The sequence below is a fragment of the Anaeromyxobacter dehalogenans 2CP-1 genome, assembly GCF_000022145.1.
GTDB classification, from domain to species: domain Bacteria; phylum Myxococcota; class Myxococcia; order Myxococcales; family Anaeromyxobacteraceae; genus Anaeromyxobacter; species Anaeromyxobacter dehalogenans.
On sequence record NC_011891.1, the window covers coordinates 762408 to 777773 of the forward strand.

The following is a 15366-nucleotide window of genomic DNA, read 5'->3' on the forward strand; positions in this document are numbered from 1 at the left end:
GCATGTTCAAGAAGGTCCTCATCGCCAACCGCGGCGAGATCGCGCTCCGTGTGCTCCGAGCCTGCAAGGAGCTCGGCGTCGCCACGGTCGCGGTCCACTCCACCGCCGACGCCGAGTCGCTCCACGTGCGCTTCGCCGACGAGGCGATCTGCATCGGGCCGCCGCAGTCGCGCGACAGCTACCTGAACCCGCGCGCGCTGCTCGCCGCCGCCGACGTCACCGGCGCCGACGCCCTCCACCCCGGCTACGGCTTCCTCTCGGAGAACGCCGAGTTCGCGGCGATGGTCGAGAAGATGGGGCTGAAGTTCATCGGGCCGCGGCCGGAGATGATCCGCCTCATGGGCAACAAGGTGGCGGCCCGCGAGGCGGCGGAGCAGGCCGGCCTGCCCCTGCTGCCCGGCGCCCGGGGCAAGCTCGCCGACGCCGAGGAGGCGGAGCGCATCGCCGAGCAGGTGGGCTACCCGGTGATCCTGAAGGCGGCCGCGGGCGGCGGCGGGCGCGGCATGAAGATCTGCCGCGACCGGAGCCAGATCCGCCAGCTGTTCGAGACCGCGTCCACCGAGGCGCTCGCCGCGTTCGGCGACGGCTCGATGTACCTCGAGCGCTACGTCGAGATGCCGCGCCACATCGAGCTGCAGATCGTGGCCGACGAGCACGGCAACATCATCCACCTCGGCGAGCGCGAGTGCTCGGTCCAGCGCCGCCACCAGAAGCTCATCGAGGAGTCGCCGTCGCCCGCCGTCACCCCGGAGCTGCGCCGGGAGATGGGCGAGGTGGCCCTCAAGGCCATGAGAAAGATCGGCTACAACAACGTGGGGACCATCGAGTTCCTCATGGACGAGAAGGGCCGCTACTACTTCATGGAGATGAACACCCGCATCCAGGTGGAGCACCCGGTGACCGAGCAGGTCTACGGGCTCGACCTGCTGCGGGAGCAGATCCGGCTCGCGGCGGGCGAGAAGCTGGAGCGCTCGCAGGCCTCGGTGGTCCCGCAGGCGCACTCCATCGAGTGCCGCGTGAACGCGGAGGACCCGGTCACGTTCGCGCCGTCGCCGGGGCGGATCACCGGCTACCACCAGCCGGGCGGGTACGGCGTCCGCGTCGACACCATGGCGTACGAGCAGTACAAGGTGCAGCCGTACTACGACTCGCTGGTGGCGAAGCTGATCGTCACCGGGGCGAACCGGGAGATCGCGCTGCGCCGGGCCATGCGCGCGCTCAACGAGTACGTGATCGAGGGGATCAAGACCAACATCCCCTTCCACAAGCGCGTGCTCACCTTCCCGGCCTTCACGGCGGGGCAGTACGACACCCGCATCGTCGAGCAGATCCTGAACCCGCCCGCGCCGGAGGAGACCCCCGCCTCCAAGGTGGCGGGCGCGTAGGCCTCGCCGCCGCCGCGGGGGCCGCCGGGCCCCGCGCGACGGCCGGTCCGGAGGGGCAGAGACGGGAAAATTCCCGCGTCACTTCGCGGGATTCGCGTCTTGACCGCCCCCCGGGCATCCATTACCCTCGCTGCTAGCCCCTGGCCCGCGTCGACGGCGGTGCGCGCCGAGCGCGCGTCCCACGGATGCGCGAGCCTCTCCGCGAGCACCGCCCGGCCCGATGGCTGTCGACAAGAACAAGATCATCGCCGAGGCGACACGGTTCGTTCAGAAGGGCGCGCTCGACAAGGCCATCGCCGCGTACCAGAAGATCCTCGCCGAGGACCCGCGCGACGTGCGGATCCTGCTCAAGGTCGGCGAGCTGTTCCAGAAGAAGGGCGACGACCGGCTCGCGGCCGAGGCCTTCACCAAGGTGGCCGAGACCTACGCGGACCAGGGCTTCTTCCTGAAGTCGGTCGCGGTCTACAAGCAGATCGTGCGGCTCGACCCGGGCGACGTCCGGGTGAACGAGCGGCTCGCGGCGCTCTACCAGCAGCTCGGCCTGATGAGCGACGCGATGGGGCAGCTGCAGGTCACCGCCGCCGCGCACGAGCGCTCCGGCGACGTGGCCCGGCTCACCGACGTGCTCCGCCGCATGGTGGAGCTCGACCCCGAGAACATCCCGTCGGCCATCAAGCTCGGCGAGCTGCACGCGCGGGCGGGCCAGGCCGCGCAGGCGCTGGAGCTGTTCCGGCGCGCCGCCGACCACCTGCGCAAGCACAACCGCGCCGACGAGTACCTCAAGGTCGCCGAGCGCATCGCCGGGCTCGAGCCGGACGACCGCGGGCTGACCCGCGAGCTCGCGCACATCTACCTCGCGAAGGGCGACACGAAGCGGGCCCTCGCGAAGCTGCAGCTCTGCTTCAAGGCGGATCCGAAGGACGTGGAGACGCTGAACCTGCTCGCGCAGGCGTTCCGCGATCTCGGCCAGGTGTCGAAGACGCTGTCGGTCTACAAGGAGCTCGCGCACGTCCACGCGGAGCGCGGCCGCGCCGCCGACGCGCGCGCCACCTGGCGGAAGGTGCAGGAGCTGGCGCCGGACGACGAGGACGCGCGCGCCGCGCTCGGCCCGGGGGCCTCGAGCACGCCCGTCCCCGGCGCCGTGGCCGCGGTGGCCGCCGTGGCTCCGCCCCCGCGCCCGCCGGCCCCGTCCGCGCCGCCGCCCGGGCCGCCCCCCGGCGCGCGCCCGGCGCCCGCGGCGTCCGGCCCGGACGCGGTCGCGAAGCTCCTCACCGAGACCGACGTCTACGTGAAGTACGGGCTGCACGACCGCGCGCTGGAACACCTGCGCAAGGTGCTCGCGATCGATCCGGAGGCGCCCGACGCGCACGAGCGCGCGCGCGAGCTGCACCACGGGGCCGGCCGCCTCGCCGAGGCCGCGCACCACGGCACCGCGGCGGTGCGGGCGCTGCTCGGGCGCGGCGAGGGGGATCGCGCACGGGACGCGCTGGCGCGGCTCCGGCAGATCGCGCCGGAGCACCCGGAGCTCGCGGCGCTGGCCGCGGCCGCCGGCGCGAGCGAGGAGGTCGCGCTCGAGCCGGACGAGGTGGAGGAGGTGCTCCTCGAGCCCGAGCCGGCGCCCGAGGACGACGCGCTCGCGCTCGAGGCGGCGGGCCACGCCGGCGACGACGAGGTCGTGTCGGACGACGAGCCGCCGGCCGGGTCCGCCGGAGCGGCCGCGCCCGCGCCCGACGAGGAGGAGGGCATCGCGCTCGAGATCGGCGCGCCCGAGCCCGCCCTGGACGCGGCCGGCGACGCGCTGGCCGAGGCCGCCGCGGCGGAGTCGGCCGAGTCGGAGGAGGTGGCCGACGAGGTCTCCGCCGAGCGCTCCGCGCTCGCGGCGCCGCCCGCGCCGGTGATCACGCCGCCCGCGCCGCCGCCCCCGCCCACCCGCGCCCCCGCGCCCGCGCCCGCGCCGCCCACGCCTGCGGCATCAGCGCCACCGGCGCCACCGATCGCCGCCGCGGGCGACGAGGAGGAGGCCGACCTCTCCGACGAGCTCGAGGAGGCGGACTTCTTCCTGCAGCAGGGGCTGCTCGACGACGCGCGCGAGGCGCTGCGGAACCTGGCCGCGTTCTACCCGGGCCACCGCGGCGTGGAGGCGCGGCTGGCCGAGGTCGAGCGCCGGCGCGCACCGCCGCCGCTGGGACGCACCCGCCGCTCGACGGACCGGTGCACGAGACGCCGGCGCTCACGCCGCCGCCCGGGGCCGACGACAGCTTCGACATCGCGCGCGAGCTCGCCGAGGAGCTGGGCGCCGCGCCCGCGCAGGCGGGCGACGACGGCTTCCAGTACTCGGTCGAGGACGTCTTCAACCAGTTCAAGAGGGGCGTCGAGCAGACGGTCCGGCCGGAGGACAGCGCCACCCACTACGACCTCGGCATCGCCTACAAGGAGATGGGGCTGCTCGAGGACGCGGTGAAGGAGTTCGAGACCGCGCTGCGCGGCAACGACCGCAAGCGCGAGGTGGACTGCCTGTCGATGATCGGCGTGTGCCAGCTCTCCCGCGGCGAGCCGCGCGAGGCCATCGCGGCGTTCCGGCGCGCGCTCGCGTCCGAGCTGCTGACGCGCGACGCCGCCAAGGCGCTCCACCACGACCTGGGCGTCGCGTACCAGGAGGCGGGCGATCCCGAGGCCGCCCTCCACCACCTCCAGAAGGTGAACCGCGTGGATCCCGGGTACCGCGACGTCGCGGAGCGCGTGCGCGCGCTCGGCGGCGGCCCCGGGAAGCCGCCGCCGGGAGAGGCGCGCGCCCCCGCCCGCACCGCCGCCCCCGCGGCGCCCGCCCCCGGCCCGAAGAAGAACATCGGCTACCTGTAGGACTGTCCGTGAACTATCTCGAATTCTACGAGCTGGCCCAGGAGCCCTTCTCCAACGCGCCGGTCTCGCGCTTCTACTACTCGTCCGCCCAGCACGCGCAGGCGCTCCTCCGCCTGAACCACGCGGTGAGCGCCATGAAGGGGCTGGCGGTGCTGGTGGGCGACATCGGCGCCGGCAAGACCACGCTCGCGCGGCGCATGCTCGACAGCCTGCCGGAGGACGAGTACGAGGCCGCGCTGCTCGTCATCGTCCACTCCGGGATCACGCCGAGCTGGCTGCTGAAGCGCATCGCGCTGCAGCTCGGGGTGGAGAGCCCGGCAGAGGAGAAGCTCGCGCTGCTGGCGCAGCTCTACCAGCGGCTGGTCCGCATCTACGAGTCGGGCAAGAAGGCGGTGGTGCTCATCGACGAGGCGCAGATGCTCGCCTCGCGCGAGATCATGGAGGAGTTCCGCGGGCTGCTGAACCTGGAGGTGCCGGAGCGCAAGCTCCTGTCCTTCGTGTTCTTCGGGCTGCCGGAGATCGAGGACAACCTCCGCCTCGACCCGCCGCTCGCCCAGCGCGTGGCGCTGAAGTACCGCCTCGAGCCGCTCAGCGCCGAGGCCACCGAGGCGTACGTGCGCCACCGGCTGCGCCTGGCCGGCGCGCCGCGCCTGCCCTTCACGCCGGCGGCCATCCAGCGGATCCACGATCACACCGGCGGGACGCCGCGGCTCATCAACACGCTCTGCGACAACGCGCTGTTCGAGGGCGCCATGGCCCGCGCCCGCGAGATCGACGAGCGGCTGCTCGACCGCGTCGCGCGCGATCTCGGCATCGAGGCCCCGGCCCGGCCGGTCCCCGGCGCGCCCGCCCTCCGCGGCGGCCGCGAGGGCGGCGCCCTCGATCTCGCCGAGATCGACCGGTACCTGGAGTCGCTCGGCGTCAAGTAGCCCCGCCTCGCCCGCCGCCGCGCCGGCGCGGCGATCCCACACCCTCACCCACCGCGCCGCCGGCGCGGACGGACCGCTGGCGCGGCCCACGCGTTCCTTGGCGCCGCGCCGCCGGCGCGAGAGAATCGAGCCCCCTTGAAGAAGCGGACCGTCGCGCTGGTGTTCCTGCTGGTGGTCGTGGGCCTGGTGCTCGCGACGCTGGCGGCCCTGCGCACGCGCTGGGCCGGGGACCGGATCTGCGCGCTGGCCGCGGAGAAGGTGCGGGCCGCAACCGGCCTGCCGCTCTCCTTCGCCGCCTGCCGCATCGACCCGCTCGGCTTCGCGGTGGACGCGGAGGGCGTGGTCCTCGGCCCGCCCTCGGCGCCCGCGTTCGTGGCCGACGCGATCACGGCACGCCTCGCGCTGGTGCAGGCGCTCGGCCGGCGCGTCCACCTCGATCGGCTGCGCCTGGTCCGCCCGCGCCTGGTCGCGGCGCTGCCTCGCGGCACCGGGGCACCGGCCCGCTGCCCCCCGGACCTGCTGGGCCGCTTCGAGATCCGCGAGCTGCAGGTGGAGGGCGGCTCGCTGGAGCTGGGGCTGCCCGACGGCGGCCACGTCTCGCTGGAGCGGCTGGAGATCCGCTCCGGACCGCCCGCACGGACGCTCCGGTCGCTCGCCACGCCGGCGCGCCGCAGCCGCGTGGAGGTCTCGGCCGGCCCGGTCCGGGTGGACGCGGTGGGCCGCCGGTGGAGCGCCTCGCAGGTGCGCGCCCGCGGCGAGGTCGCCCTCGACCTGTCGGTCGCCGAGATCGCCGGGGTCGAGGCGGACGTGGGCGGGGCCCGGCTCGGGCTGCAGGGCCGCGTACAGGACCTGTGCGCGCCCAGGCTCGACCTGACCGCGCGCGCGGAGGGCAGGGTGGACGCGCTGCTCGCGCTGGCGGGCGTGCACGCGGACGTGGAGGGCACCGCGACGGTGGAGGCGCGCATCACCGGCGCGCCCCGCGCGCCGGAGCTCTCCGGCTCGCTGCGCACGCGCGGTGTGCGGGTGGACGGGTTCGTGCCCGGCGACGCCGAGGCCGCGGTGCGGCTGTCGGGCCGGACGCTGGTGGTGGACCGGCTGGCGGTCGCAGCGGCCGGCGGGGGCAAGGCGGTGGCGCACGGGACCGTGACGCTCGCCCGCGGGCTGCCGGTCGAGGCGGAGGTGCAGCTCGACCGCGTCGACCTCGCCGAGATCCTGGATCGCCTGACGGTGAAGCAGCCCTGGATCACGCTCCGGCTCGACGGCAAGGCGCGCGTGACCGGGACGCTCTCGCCGCCCGCGCTCGCCGGGACGCTCGCCACCGAGCTCCACGACTTCAAGGCGCTGACCCGCCCGTACACGCAGGCCCACGGGGATCCGGGCATCGTCTCCTTCGCGCGCGGCCGGATCGACTCCGCGGTGCGCGTGGATCGCAGCGGCCTGTTCCTGGACGGCGCGCGCGTGGCGGTGGGGCAGGGGACGGTGGATGCGGAGGCCGCCGTGCACTTCGACTCCGCGCGCGGGTTCCACGTGCGCTGCCGCGGCGTGGCCGACCTGGACGCGCTCGGCCCGCTCGCCGGCATCCCCTGGGCCGGGCGCCTGGCGATCGAGGCGGAGGTCGGCGCGGCGCCGTACGGGAACCCGGTGGTCACCGGGCGCGCCCGCGGCGAGGGGCTCCACTTCCTGCAGGTGGACCTCGGCCACGTGGCGGCCGACTTCCGCTACCGGGACTTCCTGCTCCACTTCCAGGGGGCCGAGGGGACGCGCGGCGAGACCCGCTACCGCGGCGAGGCGGTGGTGGATCTCTCGCGCACGCCCACCCAGATCGTCTCCTCGCGCCTGGAGGCGCGCGGGCGCCTCCGCGACCTGTTCGACTCCGTGATGGAGTGGATCCCTTCCACCCGGTACGTGCGCGACGCGCTCGACGCGGAGGTGGAGGCGACCGGGACCGCGCGCGGCCCGGCCACCGCGCTCGACGCGTCCTTCGACGCGCGGCTCGGCGCCGGCACGCTGCTCGGCCGCGCGTTCGACTCCGGCCGCGCCCAGGGGCGCATCGAGGCGGGGCGCACCGCGCGCTTCGAGCGCGCCGAGCTGCGGCGCGGCACCGGGGTGGCGCGGGCCCAGGGCACCTGGGGCATGGACGCGCCGTACCCCTGGGACCTCGAGGTGGGATTCTCGGGCGTGCCGCTCGCCGCGCTCGACCTCCCCGGCGGCGAGTGGTCCGGCTCGGCGAGCGGGCGCGCCACGCTGGCCGGCTCGTTCGACCACCCCGACGTGCGCTTCGCCGCGAACGGCGACGCGGTGCATGTGGCCGGCGTGGCGCTCGGCACGGTGCAGGCCGGCGGCACGGTGGTGGAGCGCAAGCTCGTGCTGACCGGCGGCGCGGAGGGACTGGCGGGCTCCGCCGAGATCGCGCTGCAGGGCCGCCTGCCGTTCCAGGCGCGGGCCACGGTGGCCCTCGAGGACGCCGCGCGGCTCTGGCCGGGCGGCGCGCCGCAGGGGCTGCGCATCCGCGTGGGCGGGGAGGCGAGCGCCTCGGGGGAGCTCGAGGACCTCGCGCAGGCGCGCGCCAGCGTGCGCCTCCCCCAGCTCGCCGTCGCGCTCGCCGAGGTGAGGGTCGAGGCCGCCGGGCCGGCGGTGCTGGCGGTGCGCGGCGAGCGGGTCGAGCTCGCGCCCGTCACGCTGCGCGGCACCAGCACCGAGCTGACCGTGTCCGGGTCGGCGGCGCCCGGCGCGGTGGACCTGAGCGCCTCGGGGACGCTCGACCTGCGCCTGGCCGGCGCGCTGTCGCCGGTGGTGCGGCGCGCGCACGGCCAGCTCGCGCTGGAGGCGCACATGGGCGGCACGTTCGACCAGCCGGTGCTGGTCGGCTCGGGCCGCGTCGCCGACGGGGGCTTCGAGCTGCGCGGCGCCGGCCTGGTGTTCTCCGACATGACCGGGCCGCTCGCGTTCTCGCAGAACCGGGTCCTGTTCGAGGATCTGGGGGCGCTGCTGAACGGCGGGCACGCGCGCTTCAAGGGCGAGGTGGAGCTGGCGCGGCTCGCCCCGTCGCGCCTCCGGGTGGAGGGCTCGCTCGACGAGGTGCCGGTGGCGCTCCCGTCCTACCTGCCGGCGACGCTGTCCGGACGGATCGAGGCGCAGGGCACGCCGGAGGCGACCGACGTCACCGGCCGGCTGCGCGTGATCCGCGCGCGCTACACCGCCGACGTCGACCTCGAGGGCAGCCTGCTGGAGCTGCGCCGCCGGCCGCCGCCGCCGCCGAAGCCGTACGACAAGGCGGGCGAGTGGCTCCGCTTCGACCTGCAGCTCGTGGTGGACGGCGACGCGCGGATCGAGAACGACCTGGTGCGCGGGACGGTGACCGGGGACCTGACGCTCACCGGGACGCTCGCGTCGCCGGGCCTGGTGGGCAGCCTCACCATGGGCCAGGGCAGCCGCGCGTCGTTCCGCGGCAACGAGTTCACGCTCACGCACGCGGTGCTGGAGCTGGTGGACCGGAACAAGATCGAGATCGTGCTCGACGTGAACGGCGACGCGCAGGTGCGCGACTACCAGGTGTTCATGCACGCGTTCGGGCCGCTGGAGCAGCCGCGGGTGACGCTCACCAGCGCGCCGCCGCTGCCGGAGCCGGACATCGTCACGCTGCTCTCGCTCGGCTTCACGCGCCGCGACTCCGCCGCCGGCACCGGCGTGGGCGGCGTGGCGACCGCGGCGGCCGCGCAGGCGATCTTCTCCGCGTCCGGCCTGGACGAGCAGGTGCGCCGGTTCCTGCCGCGCGGCGGCCCCATCCGCGACATCGGCATGCGCATCACCAGCGCCTACTCCGAGGCGACCGGCCAGGTGGAGCCCCGGGCCGAGTTCGAGTCCTGGCTGCTCCGCGACCGGCTGCGGCTCCGCTTCCAGGCGCCGCTCGCCGGCGCGCGCGGCCGCAAGGCGCAGGCGGAGCTGCGGCTGGGCGAGCACACGGCGGTGCAGTACCAGTGGGACAGCGACAACCCCGACGTCTCGACCGGCGATCACGGCGTGGACCTGAAGCTGCGCTGGGAATGGACGGACCGCGAGTGATCGCCGCGCTCGCAACCGCCCTGGCGCTCGCGGTGTCGCCGGCGGCGGCCGAGCCCGCAGGCGCGGCCGCGTCGCCGCCGCCCCGCGTCACGGCGGTGGACCTGGCGCTGCCGCCGGGCGACGACCTGGCGCAGGCGTCGGCGCTGGTGACGCTCTCTCCCGGGGAGCCGCTCTCGGTCCGCGACGCGCGGCGCACGGTGCAGCGCCTGTTCCAGACCGGCCGGTACCGCAACGTGATCGTCCGCGCCGAGCCCGCCGCGGCGCCGCCGGGCGGCGGCACGGGCGAGTGGGTCCGGCTGGTGGTGGAGGCGCTGCCGGTGCGCCGGGTGGCGCGCGTCGAGGTGCGGACCGACGCGCCCGAGGTGCTGGGCCCGGACGCGATCCGGGCGGCGGCACGGCTCGCCTCCGGGGAGGCGTTCGACGACGCCGACCTCGATCCGGTGGCGGCGAGGGTGCGCGCGGCGCTCTCGCGGCGCGGGCACCGGGACGCGCAGGTGCGCGCCAGCGCCGAGGGCGACACCTCGGTGGACGTGCTCCTCGCGGTCCGCGCCGGGCCGGCCACGCGGGTCGCGTCGCTGCGGCTCACCGGCAACCCCGGCCCGGCCGCCGAGGCGCTCCGCGGCCGCCTGCGCACGCGCGAGGGCGCGCCGCTCGACGCGGACGCGCTCGACGCGGACGTCCAGGCGCTCCGCGCCGGGCTGCGCGCCGCCGGGTACCGGCGGGCGCGGGTGGACGCGCCCGTGGTGCGCGTCCGCGGCGGCGCGGCCGAGGTGGAGGTCCCGGTGCAGGCCGGGCCACGCATGGCGTTCGCGTTCCGCGGCAACGCGGCGTTCCGGCCCGCGCTGCTGGAGCGGCAGCTGGGGCTCGAGGCGGACCAGCCGGTGGACGCGCCCGCCATCGAGCAGGCCGCCGACCGGCTGCGCGCGTTCTACCGCGCGCGCGGCTTCGCGGGCGCGGCCGTGACGACGGAGGAGCGGCGCGGGCCGGGCGTGCTGGCGGTGGTGTTCCACCTGGACGAGGGGCGCCGGTACCGGCTCGGCCGGATCCGCTTCGAGGGCGCGACCGCGCGCACCGAGCGCGACCTCCGCGACCGGCTCTTCGCCATCCTGGAGGAGGACGCGGAGACCCCCGGCTCGCCGGACGCGGACGAGGCCCGCGCCCTGATCCTCTCGGTGCCGGGCGCGCGTCCGCCGCCGGAGCCGCCCCCGGCGCTGCGCCCGCGCGCCTACTTCGACGAGGCCACCTGGGATCGCGCGCTGGAGCTGATCGTGGAGGGGTACCGGGCCGAGGGCTGGCTCGACGCGGTGGCCCTGGGCAGCGCGGTGGCGCTCGACGCGGAGCGCGGGATCGCCGACGTGACGCTCCGGCTGCGCGAGGGCGCCCGCACGCACGTGGAGTCGATCGCGTTCGAGGGCACCGGCGCCGTGCCGCTCCCCGAGCTGGCCCGCGAGACCCGCCTCTCGCCGGGAGACCCCCTCGCGTTCGATCGCGTGGAGGAGACGCGGCTCGCGATCCTGCGCCGCTACTACACGGCGGGCCACGCGTTCGCGCGCGTGGAGGCGCGCGAGGAGCTGGACCGCGAGCGCCACCTGGCCACGGTGCGGTTCGTGGTGGACGCGGGCCCGAAGGTCCGGATCGGGCGGCTGCTCCTCACCGGCAACCGGCGCACGCGCGAGGACGTGATCCGCGACGAGCTGGAGGTGCGCGAGGGCGCGACGTTCGACCCGGAGGCGCTGGCGCGAAGCCAGGCGGCGCTGCTGCGCCTGGGCGTGTTCCGCTCGGCGAAGCTGGAGCTGCACGAGCCGGAGCTGGTGGCGGAGACGAAGGACCTGGCGGTCGAGCTGTCCGAGCGCCCGTATGCCACCCTCACCCAGTCGCTCGGGTTCTCCATCGCGAACGGTCCGCGCGCGGTGCTCGAGTACTCGCGGCCGAACCTGTTCGGCCGCGCGGTGGAGCTCACCGCGCGCGGCAAGGTGAACTACCTCGTGGACGTGGGCGGCCTCGGCCCGGACCTGTCCGGCAAGGAGGGCTACGACCGGCTGGAGGGGCGGGCGGATCTCGGCCTGCGCTCGACCCGGGTGCGGCTGCTGCCGGTGCCGGTGGGCCTGCGGACGGACTTCATCGGGGAGATCCTGCACCGTCGCGCCTACGACCTGCGGCGCGTCTCCGGCGTGGCGGGCGTGGACGTGGGCGTGACCTCGCGCGTGGGCGCCTCGCTCCAGTACGAGCTGGAGGTGGACGACATCCGCCGCACCAACGTGGTGGGCGTGCTGACCCAGGCCGACCTGGAGCGGCTCCGCTTCGACGAGGGCGTCACCACGCTGCACGCGGTCCGGCCGTCCTTCACGCTCGACTTCCGGGACAACTCCGCCCACCCGCACCGCGGCTGGTTCGCGGCCGGCGTCGCCGAGTGGGCGCACTCGCTCGGCGTGGGCGTCCCCGGGGCGCCGGACCGTCGCGCGCTGTTCGGGCTGCTCCCCGGCTCGGAGGTCCACAGCAACCTGCTGAAGCTCTCCGGGACGCTGTCCGGCTACCTGCCGCTGGGCGGATCCACCGTGCTCGCGGTCTCGGTGCGCGGCGGGCGCGTGTTCCCGCTGGATCGCGAGTCGCGCACCATCATCCCGCGCCGGTTCTTCCTGGGCGGCGCCTCGACCCTGCGCGGCTTCGCCGAGGAGGAGATGATCCAGGAGGACGTGCGCGGCGCGCTCGCTGCCGAGGGGAAGCTCTGCGCCACCTCGTACACCGGGATCGGCTGCACCGAGCGCGGCCGCCGCGTCGCGTCCGGCGACCGGCCCGTCTCGGAGGGCGGCGAGGCGTACCTGCTCGGCAAGTCCGAGCTGCGCGTCGGGCTCACGCGCGCCGTCGAGGCCGGCCTGTTCCTCGACGCCGGCAACCTCTGGCTCGATCCGAACAAGTTCGAGGCGCTCGACCTGCGCACCAACGCCGGCGCCGGCCTCCGCTTCGTCACGCCCATCGGCCCCGCCGCCCTCGACCTCGGCTTCAACCTGGACCGCGACGTGCGCATCAACGAGCGCCTGTTCGCGCTGCACTTCACGATCGGCCTGTTCTGAGCCGCGCCCGCGCGACTCGAAGCCGGGGGGCCGTGGGTGCGGGTCCTCGTGGGCGCTCCCGCCCTCGCCCGCTCCCGCGACGTGGCGAAGGAATGCTCGGCGCGGGACCTCGGTCGTAGGACGTACGCGGGCGGCGCTCGACGATCCTGGGCGCGCTCGCGAACTCGGCCGCGCGTATCGCTGGCGCGACGCGCGGCCTCAGACACGCTCGCCGCGCACGCCGGCTGGATACGCGCGCGAAAGGGCGTCGTCGCGGGCTGCGCCTGCGCTGACAGTCGCGGTACCGGGCGAGGGCGTCCGCGCTGCGGACGGGGGGCCGTACTGGCGGCTTCGAGGGTCAGGGCGGTGGACCAGGCCCTCACCACGCCTCCCGTCCACGTCAGGCCGCCAGAGGCGATCCGGGCGTTCGCGCCGGAGCGCAGCGCAGCGCGCGTTCGGCACAGGGCCCGGGACGCGCCTCGCTGGAGGCGGCGCTCAGGCCGGGAACCGCGCCATCACCTCGCCGAACGTCTCGAACACGTCGTGGCGGATGCCCTGCTCGGCGCAGTAGCGCACCAGCGAGGAGCCGGCGCGCGCGAACACGTGGTCGGCGGCGTCGGCGGCGTGGCGGTCGCCGGTGCCGTCCCCGCACACCGCCACCTTGTGCCCGGCGGCCTGGAGCTCGCGCACCACGTCGCCCTTGCAGAAGCCGCAGAACCCGCAGTCCGCGCCGTGGAAGCCGACGCGCAGCCCGTCCTCGCCGCAGGCGGCGCGGTTCGCGCGCAGCTCCACGTGCGCGCGCAGCGCCGGCGGCAGCCCCTCGAGCACCGGCTCGATGTAGGCGTCGAGGCCGGACGAGACCACCAGGAATGGCCGGCCTCCGCGGCGGCAGGCGTCGAGGAAGTCCTCGAACCCCGGGCGCCAGGCGGCGCGCGCGCGGGCGAACGCGGCGATCTCGGCGCGGCTCGCGCGGATCGGGCCGAAGACGGCCTGCAGGAGGCGCCCGAAGTCGAGCTCGCCGGCGCGGTAACGGTCCTCCGCGGCGCGGTAGGCGTCCACGCCGGCGAAGTGGAACGCGACCTGATCGCCGAGGTCCTCGGTGAGCGCCGTTCCGTCGAAGTCGCAGACGATGGCCCAGGGTGCGCGCATGCGGGACGCGTCTCTTATCAGGCCGGGGCGCCCGCCGCCAGCCGGCCCGCGGCGGTGGAGACGCGAAAGGGCCCGGCCGCGAGCGCGACCGGGCCCTCTGGTGCAGAGACGGCGGGCGGCTACGGGTGCCCGGTCGTCTTGTCGGAGTGGCAGGACGTGCAGGACATGCCCGACGCCACCGGCCTGACCGTGGTGGCCGGGCCGTGGCAGCCGAGGCAGCCCGCCGACACGTCGTCGATGGCCGCCGGGCCCGCGTACGTCCCGGTGGACAGGTACGCGTTCAGCATCTCGGCCACCTTGCCGGCCACGTCGGCCGTCAGGCGCGAGCAGCGCGCGAGCTTGTCCGCGCTCTTCGTGGAGACCCCGTTGGCGGCGCACCAGGTGGACACCGACGCGTGGCAGAGGTGCGAGCCCGGGACCACCTGCAGCGCGGCGACGTTCGTGAAGTCGAGCGTGGTCTTGCCGGCCTCGTTCGGCGCGATGGTCACCGGCACGTACTTCGGGAACGACTCGCGCTCGTACCAGCGCATCAGGTCGGTCAGCATGTTGGTGCGGACGTCGGCCTTGGAGACGATCGAGTTGATGATGAGGATGCCGCCGAGGATCGAGCCGCAGATGCTGCCGTAGCCGGCGATGCCGCCCGCGCCGAACTGGCCGAACGTGCGGGGGATCAGGTTGAACGGCTGGCCCACCGTCTCGCTCAGGTGATCGATGAGGCCGCTGAACGCGCCGTGGCAGCAGCCGCCGTTGTAGTACGCCTGGTACGCGAGCTCGCGGACCTTGGCCGGATCGATCTGGTACGTCGCGGCGATGTGCTGGTCGTACGGGTAGTCCGCGACCTGCGGCCCCGTCGCCGGCTGCTCGGGCGGCGTGGTCGTCCCGTCGTTGTCGTCGTCACCGCAGGCCTGCAGGCCGCCGAGGGCAAGCGCGCCGCCGATGACCGCGAGCACTTGCCGCCGACCGAGGTTTTCCTTCTCCATCGTCCATTCCTCCGTGGGGGTTGGGAGCGGCCCGTCTCGGGTCGCGTCCGGGGGCAAGCGCGGGGGTGGATGCGCTCTGTCCGGGTTGCGGCGATGGTACGCAAGCCGGGACGGCGTACCCTGCGTCGAATGCGCGCGCGCGACGATCGGACGCGGCGCGCGGCGCTAGGTCGTGCATGTGGGAACGCACTGTTGGCGCGCGTGCTGCGCGCCCGTGCCGCAGCGCCGCGACCGACCGCCGCGGTCGCGGTGCGTCCGGGCGCCGCGTGCGCGCCGGCGCGCAACGCCGTGGGGGTGGAACGGGAGGTCGCGCCGGGCGGCGGGCCCGCGCGTCAGGCGCGCTCGGCCGTCGCCATCACGCCGTGGCCGCCGAGCACCGGCCAGGCGCGCGCGCCCGCGAACCCGGCGCGCGAGAGCAGCGACGCGAGCTCCGCCTCGTCGTACCGACGGTGGAGCCGCGACATCGCCCGCCACAGGATCATCGCGGCCGCGAACCGCGGACCACCGGTGAGCGTCGCGGCGAGCGGCGCGCCCTGGCGGCGCGGCTCGAGGAACGCCACGCGGCCACCGGGCCGCAGCGCGCGGTGGAGCTCCTCCAGCGCGGCCGCAGGATCGGGGAGCAGGTACAGGACGCTGTGGCCGGTGGCGCCGTCCAGGGCGCCGTCGCGAACCGGGAGCCGGAGCGCGTCGCCGCGCACCAGCGGGAGCGTCACCGCGCCGGCGCGCGCCGCCCGCGCGGCGCGTCGGAGCATCGTGGCGGAGCGGTCCAGCCCGACGTGCCGCGTGCCGGGCGCGGCGCGGGCCATCTCCACCGCGCCGGTGCCCGGGCCGATCCCGAGATCCAGCACCCGCGGGCCCGGGACCAGCGCGCCGAGCGCGCGGCAGTCCTCGCGCCACGCAGGCTGGTCGACCAGGAACGCGTACACCGCCGCGGCCGGCCCGAAGGCCACCG

General features: G+C 75.8%; 9 protein-coding genes. 6 read left to right on the top strand and 3 right to left on the bottom strand.

Translation table 11 applies throughout. The annotated features are described in order from the left end of the window. The first annotated feature begins 2 nt into the window (after nt 1-2). The 6 genes from accC to A2CP1_RS03430 all read left to right on the top strand — a co-directional run bounded on the left by accC (nt 3) and on the right by A2CP1_RS03430 (nt 12306). The gene (gene accC, locus A2CP1_RS03410; RefSeq protein WP_012524753.1) at nt 3-1385 is read left to right on the top strand and encodes an acetyl-CoA carboxylase biotin carboxylase subunit; all 1383 of its coding nucleotides are present in this window, start codon (nt 3-5) and stop codon (nt 1383-1385) included. A gap of 220 nt (nt 1386-1605) precedes the next feature. Continuing rightward, on the top strand, nt 1606-3846 hold the full coding sequence (locus A2CP1_RS03415; RefSeq protein ID WP_245529971.1) for a tetratricopeptide repeat protein: 2241 nt from the start codon (nt 1606-1608) through the stop codon (nt 3844-3846). Further along, complete coding sequence (locus A2CP1_RS23670) at nt 3822-4244, top strand: tetratricopeptide repeat protein (protein WP_245529972.1); 423 nt, start codon at nt 3822-3824, stop codon at nt 4242-4244. The genes A2CP1_RS03415 and A2CP1_RS23670 overlap by 25 nt, the downstream gene beginning before the upstream one ends. Nucleotides 4245-4252: 8 nt before the next feature. Continuing rightward, nucleotides 4253-5173: an ExeA family protein gene (locus tag A2CP1_RS03420; RefSeq protein WP_012632078.1), complete on the top strand. Its 921-nt coding sequence runs from the start codon at nt 4253-4255 to the stop codon at nt 5171-5173. Nucleotides 5174-5308: 135 nt separating this feature from the next. Continuing rightward, nucleotides 5309-9235, top strand: a complete 3927-nt coding sequence (locus tag A2CP1_RS03425; protein WP_012632079.1) for a translocation/assembly module TamB domain-containing protein — start codon at nt 5309-5311, stop codon at nt 9233-9235. Further along, nucleotides 9217-12306 (top strand): BamA/OMP85 family outer membrane protein, encoded by a 3090-nt coding sequence (locus tag A2CP1_RS03430; protein ID WP_012632080.1) that lies wholly within the window; start codon nt 9217-9219, stop codon nt 12304-12306. The genes A2CP1_RS03425 and A2CP1_RS03430 overlap by 19 nt, the downstream gene beginning before the upstream one ends. A 474-nt stretch (nt 12307-12780) precedes the next feature. On the opposite strand, the gene A2CP1_RS03435 is transcribed toward A2CP1_RS03430, so the two are convergent. The 3 genes from A2CP1_RS03435 to A2CP1_RS03445 form a co-directional block, all read right to left on the bottom strand. After that, nucleotides 12781-13434 (bottom strand): HAD-IB family phosphatase, encoded by a 654-nt coding sequence (locus A2CP1_RS03435; protein ID WP_012632081.1) that lies wholly within the window; start codon nt 13432-13434, stop codon nt 12781-12783. A 119-nt stretch (nt 13435-13553) separates the two neighbouring features. After that, nucleotides 13554-14414: a C-GCAxxG-C-C family (seleno)protein gene (locus A2CP1_RS03440; RefSeq protein ID WP_012632082.1), complete on the bottom strand. Its 861-nt coding sequence runs from the start codon at nt 14412-14414 to the stop codon at nt 13554-13556. Nucleotides 14415-14746: 332 nt separating this feature from the next. After that, nucleotides 14747-15364 carry a class I SAM-dependent methyltransferase gene (locus A2CP1_RS03445; RefSeq protein WP_012632083.1) on the bottom strand — a complete coding sequence of 206 codons (618 nt, stop codon included), beginning with the start codon at nt 15362-15364 and terminating at the stop codon, nt 14747-14749. Nucleotides 15365-15366 lie beyond the last annotated feature (2 nt).

Bases quoted from the DNA above. Each gene is read 5' to 3' on its own strand.
- A2CP1_RS03415 (WP_245529971.1), top strand. From the start codon at position 1,606: ATGGCTGTCGACAAGAACAAGATCATCGCCGAGGCGACACGGTTCGTT.
- A2CP1_RS03430 (WP_012632080.1), top strand. From the start codon at position 9,217: ATGGACGGACCGCGAGTGATCGCCGCGCTCGCAACCGCCCTGGCGCTC.
- A2CP1_RS23670 (WP_245529972.1), top strand. From the start codon at position 3,822: ATGGGGCTGCTCGAGGACGCGGTGAAGGAGTTCGAGACCGCGCTGCGC.
- accC (WP_012524753.1), top strand. From the start codon at position 3: ATGTTCAAGAAGGTCCTCATCGCCAACCGCGGCGAGATCGCGCTCCGT.
- A2CP1_RS03440 (WP_012632082.1), bottom strand. From the start codon at position 14,414: ATGGAGAAGGAAAACCTCGGTCGGCGGCAAGTGCTCGCGGTCATCGGC.
- A2CP1_RS03435 (WP_012632081.1), bottom strand. From the start codon at position 13,434: ATGCGCGCACCCTGGGCCATCGTCTGCGACTTCGACGGAACGGCGCTC.